Origin of the sequence: Paracidovorax cattleyae, assembly GCF_900104515.1 — a bacterium.
Taxonomy (GTDB): Bacteria; Pseudomonadota; Gammaproteobacteria; order Burkholderiales; family Burkholderiaceae_C; genus Paracidovorax; species Paracidovorax cattleyae.
Window position 1 is genome coordinate 1 of the sequence record NZ_FNJL01000077.1, and the last position, 4,519, is coordinate 4,519.

Annotated in this window: 3 protein-coding genes; all 3 read left to right on the top strand. The window is 59.7% G+C overall.

Features of this window, described 5'->3' with window-relative positions; genetic code table 11:
* Positions 1-187: 187 nt before the first annotated feature.
* The 3 genes from BLR05_RS25455 (at position 188) to BLR05_RS25465 (ending at position 4,259) form a co-directional block, all read left to right on the top strand.
* Positions 188-430, top strand: a complete 243-nt coding sequence (locus tag BLR05_RS25455) for a helix-turn-helix domain-containing protein (protein WP_244160193.1) — start codon at positions 188-190, stop codon at positions 428-430.
* Between the two features lie 121 nt (positions 431-551).
* Complete coding sequence (locus tag BLR05_RS25460; protein WP_092840590.1) at positions 552-1,562, top strand: AAA family ATPase; 1,011 nt, start codon at positions 552-554, stop codon at positions 1,560-1,562.
* 3 nt (positions 1,563-1,565) lie between these two features.
* Complete coding sequence (locus tag BLR05_RS25465) at positions 1,566-4,259, top strand: S8 family peptidase (RefSeq protein WP_208606077.1); 2,694 nt, start codon at positions 1,566-1,568, stop codon at positions 4,257-4,259.
* The last annotated feature ends 260 nt before the right edge of the window (positions 4,260-4,519 follow it).

A 4,519-nucleotide genomic window follows, 5' to 3' on the forward strand; every position in this document is an offset into this window, starting at 1 on the left:
GCCGATAGCAACGCTCTGCAACACGTGCGGCCGCAGGTAATTCCGCTTGCGCATCCATAGCACCAGGTGCTATAAAATGACGAGCTTGGGAGTGTACCAATAGGGTTAGATCGTGATGCGCAAGACAAAGTCACACGTTGTTGAGGCAGTACGCGACTCGACCAAAGGCTTGTACAAGGCTGGCCTTATGGAACAGGTCACGCTACGCGAGATCGACCCGCTGTCCCTACCACAAGTAGAGCCATTAGAACCCGCCGAAATCAAGCGCATCCGTGAAAATGCGCACGTTAGTCAAGCTGTTTTCGCGCGGCTACTGAACACGAGTCTTTCGACTGTTCAGAAATGGGAGATCGGGCAGAAAAAGCCCGCGGGCACTGCGCTCAAGCTGCTGCATCTGGTTCAAAAGCGCGGCGTGCAATTCATCGCATGACTGCGACGCTTCAGCACCAATCGATCAGGCTGCAAGTGCGCGGACCAGCCTGTGGCAATGAAATCCAGCCCATCGGCGTGCGACCACTCGCCCAACGGCTCGCAAGTAAAGGTGATATCGCATGAATGCCGATATTCTCAAAAGAGTAGTACGAGCCATTGCCGATGGCTCGCAGTCTGACTTGGACCGGCTTGCCGGCAAGATCGTCGAAGCAGAACGCAAGACAGGTCATGTCAGGCTGGCTGAACAGTTGGAGGCTATTCTCAAACAGCATAAGACGAAACGTGCGCAGCCATCACCGACTCCGCCGACTGCCGTTGAGCGCACGCTCCAAGAGCTGCCCATGAGCCGGCGTCATGGGGAGACTCTGGCCACGCTCATCCCTCACGAGCAGTTGGAGCACCACATGGTGCTGCCCAAAGCTGTCGAGCAGCGCTTCGCCCGCATTGAAGCCGAGTTCGCAGCACGCGACCGGCTACGTACCTTTGGACTCAAGCCACGTAAGACCGTATTACTTTACGGCCCGCCGGGCTGCGGTAAATCCTTGGGCGCGAAGCGGCTCGCCTGGAATACAGGCTTACCGCTGATGAAGGTGCGCTTCGACGTGCTTATTTCCTCGTTCTTTGGCGAGTCTGCCCAAAACCTGCGATCCATATTCAGCAGCGCCAGGGAGAAGCCATGTGTGCTGTTACTCGACGAATGCGACTTCATTGCACGATCACGCACTGCATCTAAGGACATTGGCGAAGTGTCTCGCATCGTCAACTCACTGCTGCAGCTTATGGAAGAGTACGACGCGCCTGGCCTGCTAGTAGCGACCACGAATCTTGAGTCCGCGTTGGACCCCGCGCTGTTTAGGCGCTTCGACGATGTCTTCTCTATCCCACTACCCGGTAAGATCGAGATTGAGAGGCTGCTGAAGATGGCGTTGTCTAGCGTGCGAATGGACCGAACCATCGACTGGGACCCATTGGTTGCCAAGCTAGAAGGCTCTTCGGCTGCGATGGTCGTAAAGGCTGCGCAGGACGCTGCAAAAGCGGCTGTGCTGGCCAGTCGTCAGTCCTTGTCGCAAGACAAGCTGCTAAGGGCCGTCGAGGAACTACAGCGGTACGACACGGCGCAAAGGGCGTAAACCATGGCGGAAGTGCACAACTTTGAACACCTTCCACTGCTCCTGCGCTACCAAGGCAAGGCTCGCCTGCGCGGAGGTGGCGATCCGTCACCGCAAACGCTAGCAAACAAAGGTGCGCAACGACAGGCGCACAGCGCCACTTTGGATGCCGCAGCCCACTCGCTCAGTGCGAACTGGCAGGCCCGCAAGGCGCAGCGCCAAGTGGCGAACCAGACCTTGCCGGACATTCCAGCGGGCATACCTATCCTGCTGCAGATTGACACCGGCCTCGACCTTGACGCGCTGCGCGCAAAGTTTCAATTCGAGATCGTTGCAGAGCAGGAGGACGGCTATGTGATCGTAGCGTCTGAGGACACTCAGCTGACGACCTTCCGCAACATGGTTCAAGGGTTTGCTGTCACCGTGCGCGGCTCGGCGACCATCGCCGAAATCCACGCGCTGTTCGACGATCCGAACCAGATGGACCGGCTGGACCGAATACTTTCTGAGCAGTTGATGGCATCGTGGGGCACTATCGGCGAAGACCAACTCTACATCGTCGACATTGGCATCGCCTGCTCCGGCACGCAGGAAATTCCGGCGCGCCCAGTGCGTGGCAAACGTGCGACCGACGCCCAATGGGCCGCTAAGGAATACGAGTGGTCGGAGCGGCGGGCCAGCGCGTACAACGAGTGGGACGACATCAAGATCGAACGCGAAACTTCCATCCAAAAGTTCACCGAGTTCTATCAAGCCGAAATCCTGCATATGAGGGACAGTGCCGACTTCGATGCGGGCGTGCTGCCGGACAGTTTCACTGTCCGGCTGAAGATCTCGGGTAAAGGGCTGAAGGACTTCGTCCTCAACTACCCCTACATCTTCGAGGTCGTCGAACCGGAAGACATCGCACTACCACAAAACCAAGGCCAGCCAAGCGCGCAAGCGGCGTCCGCAGTCACGCCGGTCGCACCCGATGCTGACGCGCCTGCCGTCTGCGTCATTGACAGTGGCATCCAAGAGGCGCACGTCTTACTCCAGCCCGGCATCGACCAGGCCGCATCCCATTGCTTTTTACCGGACCAAGCCACGGCGGCCGTCGCCGATGAAGTCGCGCCAGGCGGCCACGGCACGCGTGTCGCAGGCGCCGTGCTTTATGGCGAGAACGTACCGGTCGCCGGCGCACCGCAGTTACCGTTCTGGATTCAGAACGCTCGCGTGCTCGACGCCCAGAACGCGATGCCGGTCGAGTTGTTCCCGCCTGAAGCGCTGCGTAAGGCCGTCGAACGCTTCAACGACGGCCCGCGCCAGACCCGAGTTTTCAATCACTCGATCAACGCGCGCAGCTACTGCCGCACGCGCTACATGTCGTCCTGGGCGGCCGAGATCGATCAGTTGTGCAACGAACGGGATGTTCTCATCGTGCAAAGCGCTGGCAACCTGCCACTGCAAGGCACGCCCCCATTCCTTGGCATCGCCGACCACCTGACTGCTGGCAGAGAGTATCCCGCCTACCTCACAGAAAATGCGGCCCGCATCGCCAACCCGGGCCAGAGCCTGCAGGCTTTAACCGTCGGCTCGATCGCCTACGACGCCGCCGAGCAAGGGGCATGGCGTACCTTTGCCACACAACCCGCAGGCCCGTCAGCGTTCTCGCGGACAGGCCCCGGGATCTGGAACGTCATCAAGCCCGAAGTTGTGGAGTACGGCGGCGACGCTGCGCGCACGAACAACGCGCCACTAGACATTCAGGCCGGCGGCGTCATCCCTTCCGCTTGCCCCAACTTAGTCCGCTCGACACTGCACGCCCCCGGACCGGCAGCTGATCGTGACGCTGCTGGCACTTCCTATGCAACGCCTAAGGTAGCGCGCGTCGCGGCGCAAGTGCAACGTGTTCTGCCTGCCGAGCCGGCTCTCTTGTATCGCGCCCTCGTTGTGCAATCAGCCCAGTGGCCGGCCTGGGCAGAAGATCTGCTGGCGCGCTTGCGCAATCCGCCGCCCAGCATAACGCTTGGGGAAAAGCAGGCTTTGCTCGCCGCAGCGTCGAGCGCCTTCCGTTGCCTAGGCTTCGGCATTCCCGACGAAGCGAGGGCCACCACGAACACGGATCATCGAACAACGCTCATCACGAGCGGTGAGACCGAAATCCATGCCGGCGGGTGCCATGTGTACCAAGTGCCGATCCCGGCCGAGTTGCGTCAGCAGGCCGACGAGTTCGATATTCGCATTGACATAACGCTGTCCTATGTTGCCCAGCCGCGACGCACGCGCCGCAACCTGCGCCGCTATCTCTCGACCTGGGTGGATTGGAAGGCCAGCAAGCTGGGCGAGGGGTTGCATGATTTCCGCGTGCGTGCCATGAAAGACGCCGCCAACGGCGAGGCTCCGCTGTCCGGCTCTACGCTACCTTGGGTACTTCATGACAAACCCCAAGATGGCCTGATCCGGGACTTCAAGCGCAACAGCGGAACGGTACAGAAGGACTGGGCCGTCGTCCGCTCTAACAGCCTTCCTGACCACTTCTGCATCGCCGTAGTGGGCCACCAGGGTTGGAGCCATGATCCGGACTCGACGGCGCGCTATGTGCTTGCAGTGACCTTTGAAATCTTGGGCGGAGAAATGACAATTTACGAACCGCTTCGAGCAGCTATTGCCGAACTTCAAGCGCAGACCGAGGAAGTGGAAGCCGAGACCGAACTGGAGGTCAGTGTCGATGACTAGTCATTCCTAGAAGCCCCGCATAGCAGCAACATGCCGGCGTTAAAGGCCAAATGAGCATCAGATGCTGGTGCAACTGGTGCGTTCTGCTGTCCTGAAATCGCTACCAGAGCGCCATCCAAGTTCTCCTAACAGCGTTCACATCATTCGATGCATCTGAGAACCTCCGCTTCGGTGGCGGCGTCAAGAAGGCGCGCCCGCAGCGGTTGAGCGACTGTTGAGATTGCGCCACCTAGAGGTCGTCAATCCCGAAGTGGTGACGC